This is a genomic window from Chamaesiphon sp. VAR_48_metabat_403 (genome assembly GCF_031422475.1).
Classification (GTDB): domain Bacteria; phylum Cyanobacteriota; class Cyanobacteriia; order Cyanobacteriales; family Chamaesiphonaceae; genus Chamaesiphon.
Window position 1 is genome coordinate 1 of sequence record NZ_JANPLS010000130.1, and the last position, 3948, is coordinate 3948.

Consider the following 3948-nt stretch of genomic DNA (forward strand, 5'->3'; position numbering starts at 1 on the left):
GTTCGGAGTTCGGAGTTCGGAGACAAAAGAAATCAGTTGGCTAGCAAAGATTCAAAATCGTACCTCAGATCGGCATTGCTGATATTTTGAGATCGCCAGCTAGAATTAATGTGTACTCATCAGCGCGACGGAGATGCTAAGTCGCTAAATCCAAAATTCAAATGGTATGAGAGCGCACCCCCAGCAATTATCGCGACTATTACAGTTATCGAGTCCACTGCTACCAGTCGGCGGGTATAGTTATTCGGAAGGATTGGAAAGTCTCATTCTACAGGGAACTATCGTCGATCGATCTTCACTCCAAACCTGGATTGAGTATGAATTACATGCTGGAGCGATTCGGATCGAAACTGCCTTAATGGATCGAGCCTATTTAGCTGCTAGTCAAGGCGATTTAGTTCGACTGCAATTTTGGAATCGGTGGTTGTCGGCTACGCGAGAAAATGAAGAATTACGCCATCAAAGTTGGCAGATGGGCGGCTCTTTAACTAAATTAGCGATCGAACTAACGCCTGAAATTCAAGATTTATTCAACGAGATCGATCGTCCTTGTCATTATGCGATCGCATTTGGGATTACTGCCCAAGTTTGGCAACTCGATCGTCATGACACAATTTTAGCTTATCTTCAGTGTTGGGCGACCAGTCAAATCGGTGTCGGTGTAAAGTTAATTCCGCTCGGACAAACTGCGGGACAGCAGATGCTCTGGCAATTACTCGCCAAACTCGATCTCCTCGCGCAAACTATTCCAACTCTCGCCGATGACGATCTCTATGCCTGTACCTGGGGCGCATCGTTGGCAAGTATGCAACATGAAACCCTCTACAGTCGGCTGTTTAGAAGTTAGCTTACGCATTACGCAAGCTTTCCCGACTTTTTTTAAGAAGTCGGGGATGTGTTTTCTAGCTTTTCTATCCGCTGTTTAAATCCCAATAATATACTTACGCCATTCGGTATGAGAGCCATTGTTAATGTGCGTCACTGCCTCATAATGCAGACTGCTGTAAGGTCGGCGCGGTTGATTATAGAGCGGTAAATTGGCTTCTTTAGGAGTGCGATTGCCCTTTTTGACATTGCAACGCATACAGGCAGTAATCAGATTTTCCCAGGTATCTGGGCCGCCGCGCGATCGCGGAATTACATGATCGAGCGTCAAACCATCGCCCCGATAACCACAGTATTGACAGGAATGATTGTCGCGGTTGAGCACATTGCGACGGGTGAGGGGAATTTCTCGGTACGGCACCGTAACGTAGTGCCGCAATCGAATCACCGTGGGCAGTGGAAAATCTTGGTATAAATATTTGCCGTTGTGTTCGACTCGTTCTGCTTTCCCTTTGAGCATTAAGATTACCGCACGTCGCCAACCAGTAATATTTAGCGGCTCGTAGGAAGCATTTAACACCAGCACTTTGCTCATGTCTACTGTAGGATTTTGATACCTATTTCCCTCGATCGTAACACAATCTCAGCTAAGTGTTGAGGAATTTGGCAAGTAGCTATTAAAGAGATTGAATCGGTTGCCAACTTGTCGAAATAATTTAGTGCATTTAATTTACAAATTAGAAAATATTCGTTAGATTTATTTACAATACGATCGGGAAAATCCACTGACATGGCTGACACTCTCACCAAGATAACTTATCAAACTCTTCAGCAGGGTAAGAGCTACCTCAGCTTCGCCCACAAAACCCTGAGCATTCAGGCACGCAAGGCTCTCAAGCCCAATAATCTACCACCGATTCCGGTACCGCCAGCATTAATTAGCAAACTTCAGCAGCGCGTCAACGACATTCAAGCCGTCGATTGGCAAGATGCCGAACGGGGTATCTATCCGACTAGCTTGCTCTTCGACGAGCCGTGGACAGATTATTTGCGCCAGTATCCTTTGTTGGTTGCCGATCTGCCAAGTATTTGGGCGCGCGCCGATGGCAAAAAGTATCAGGATTTCGATCGAGATATCCAGACAGAAGGTTATCCTAATTACTACGTCCAAAATTTCCATCATCAAACTGGTGGCTACTTGAGCGATCTTTCTGCCAATCTTTACGATTTACAAGTCGAGATTTTATTTGGTGGTAGTGCCGATGCAATGCGTCGTCGAATTTTAGCTCCGCTCAAAGCTGGCTTACAAGCCTTCCGCGATGTACCTGCCAAGCAAATTCGGATTCTCGATGCGGCGTGCGGTACGGCGCGTACTCTGCGCGCTATCAGGGCAATGTTACCGCAAGCTTCGTTATTTGGCGTAGATCTTTCCGATGCCTACTTGCGAAAAGCGAACGAACAGCTCGCCGATCTGCCAGGATCGCTAGTACAGTTATTAGAGGGCAATATTGAAGAGTTGCCTTATGTCGATAACTATTTCCACGCCGTTACTTGTGTATTTTTGTTCCACGAACTCCCACCCGCAGTACGTCAAAAAGCGATCGAAGAATGTTATCGCGTACTCAAGCCAGGTGGCACTTTCATCATCTGCGATTCGATTCAGGTGAGCGATTCGCCAGAGCTAGAAGCAATGATGCACATGTTTCATGAGACTTTCCACGAACCCTACTATCGTAGCTACATGGAGGACGATTTGATCGATCGACTCAAGCAAGCTGGCTTTGCCGAAATACTGCCGACTGAAGTACATTTCATGAGCAAATATTTAGTAGCTAAGAAGTAAAAATTCGATGTTGTTACCTACAACCTCAGCGGTTAGAAACCGCTGCTAGTAGTGCAAAATCCGCCTTCGCGGACTAATAAACTAGTCCGCGAAGCGAAAAGTGCGGTCTTGGGGTTTCCCCAAGTAGAGCACCTTTTCAAGACAGGCGGACTTTGCATCATGAGCCGAGACTTTAGTCTCAGGCAATTATATCGTCCGTCGATTTGACAATATTCATCCCCGCAGCTGCAAATCGCTGATAAGCAGCATCAGCCTGGGCTGTATAGTCAACTACCCCAGGAATTACCACGGGAGAAGTACAATCCTCTAATAAATATACCTTCCGTGCTAAGTCTGGATCGATCGCCTGAATCTCCGTCAAGAGGTCATTTACAGTCCAAGCCACGCAATGACTCTGGGCTTGTCCCGCAATAATTAATTGATCCGATTCTAATAAAAGTTTAATCAAACTATCATTTTTAGTCCCAATCTCTGTCCCAAATTGGTCTGTAGTCACTTCTGGAGCCAAGGCTGAGTAGTTTTCCGTCAACGTGCGATCGCCTTTAATCGAGAAACTCGCCTGACTATGCCGCGCCACCCCATGAAAAAAGATCGCTTCTTCCACCGCCGGGACTAAAGCATGACCGATTCCACCCAACATCGCATGATACGGCCAAATTAATAGCGGATATTTCCCGCCATCGCTCAACTGCTGAACGTAATGCAAAGCATAGGCGTGGAGCTGTGTGGGTGACTGATTGCTAAATTCAGGATTGACGCGCCATCTTCCCGACTGTAGATCTTCTGGCAAGATTGTTGTCACGCCTGGAGTAGGATGTGTACCGTTTTTGTCGATCCAAAAAATCGGATGAAAGATCTGGTGGAGATGGTGGGTATCCAAGGTCGCAATTATATGGTCAATTTTACCTAAATTATGGTAGATAAACTCACACAGCCGTACATTATCCTCGATCGCCCCTCGCCCACTACGACCACCGACAAACAGCTCAAAGTCAGGCAAGCAAAAAGTATTTTGGACATCAATCAATAATAGCTTAACACTAGTTTGTGATTGCGATACGGGTCGAAGCTGATGTTTTTTTAGCCATGCTTTAGCTGCACCCGATCGATCTTGATAGGGTACGCGCCAGATCTCGCCGACGCTAGCTGATTGGAAGTGTTCAGGGATAGGCAACTGTGACATATATAGTAAAAATAAAACTATTTAGTTGGATTTATTATAGTAATTACTACCATATACAAGCAACCGCACAATTACGCAAATAGCCCCGACTTCTCTG

4 protein-coding genes are annotated in these 3948 nt (G+C 45.9%); 2 read left to right on the forward strand and 2 right to left on the reverse strand.

Features of this window, described 5'->3' with window-relative positions:
- The first annotated feature begins 166 nt into the window (after positions 1-166).
- Complete coding sequence (locus RMO79_RS06520; RefSeq protein ID WP_310482249.1) at positions 167-847, forward strand: urease accessory protein UreF; 681 nt, start codon at positions 167-169, stop codon at positions 845-847.
- Between the two features lie 75 nt (positions 848-922).
- Here the strand turns inward: RMO79_RS06520 and RMO79_RS06525 are convergent, their stop codons facing one another.
- Complete coding sequence (locus RMO79_RS06525; RefSeq protein ID WP_310482250.1) at positions 923-1420, reverse strand: HNH endonuclease; 498 nt, start codon at positions 1418-1420, stop codon at positions 923-925.
- Positions 1421-1615: 195 nt separating this feature from the next.
- Here RMO79_RS06525 and RMO79_RS06530 point away from each other — a divergent pair, with 195 nt between their 5' ends.
- Positions 1616-2668: a class I SAM-dependent methyltransferase gene (locus RMO79_RS06530; protein WP_310482251.1), complete on the forward strand. Its 1053-nt coding sequence runs from the start codon at positions 1616-1618 to the stop codon at positions 2666-2668.
- A gap of 178 nt (positions 2669-2846) precedes the next feature.
- On the opposite strand, the gene RMO79_RS06535 is transcribed toward RMO79_RS06530, so the two are convergent.
- On the reverse strand, positions 2847-3851 hold the full coding sequence (locus RMO79_RS06535; protein ID WP_310482252.1) for an isochorismatase: 1005 nt from the start codon (positions 3849-3851) through the stop codon (positions 2847-2849).
- Positions 3852-3948 lie beyond the last annotated feature (97 nt).

Coding starts and splice junctions, on each gene's coding strand:
- RMO79_RS06520 (WP_310482249.1), top strand. CDS start 167: ATGAGAGCGCACCCCCAGCAATTATCGCGACTATTACAGTTATCGAGT.
- RMO79_RS06525 (WP_310482250.1), bottom strand. CDS start 1,420: ATGAGCAAAGTGCTGGTGTTAAATGCTTCCTACGAGCCGCTAAATATT.
- RMO79_RS06530 (WP_310482251.1), top strand. CDS start 1,616: ATGGCTGACACTCTCACCAAGATAACTTATCAAACTCTTCAGCAGGGT.
- RMO79_RS06535 (WP_310482252.1), bottom strand. CDS start 3,851: ATGTCACAGTTGCCTATCCCTGAACACTTCCAATCAGCTAGCGTCGGC.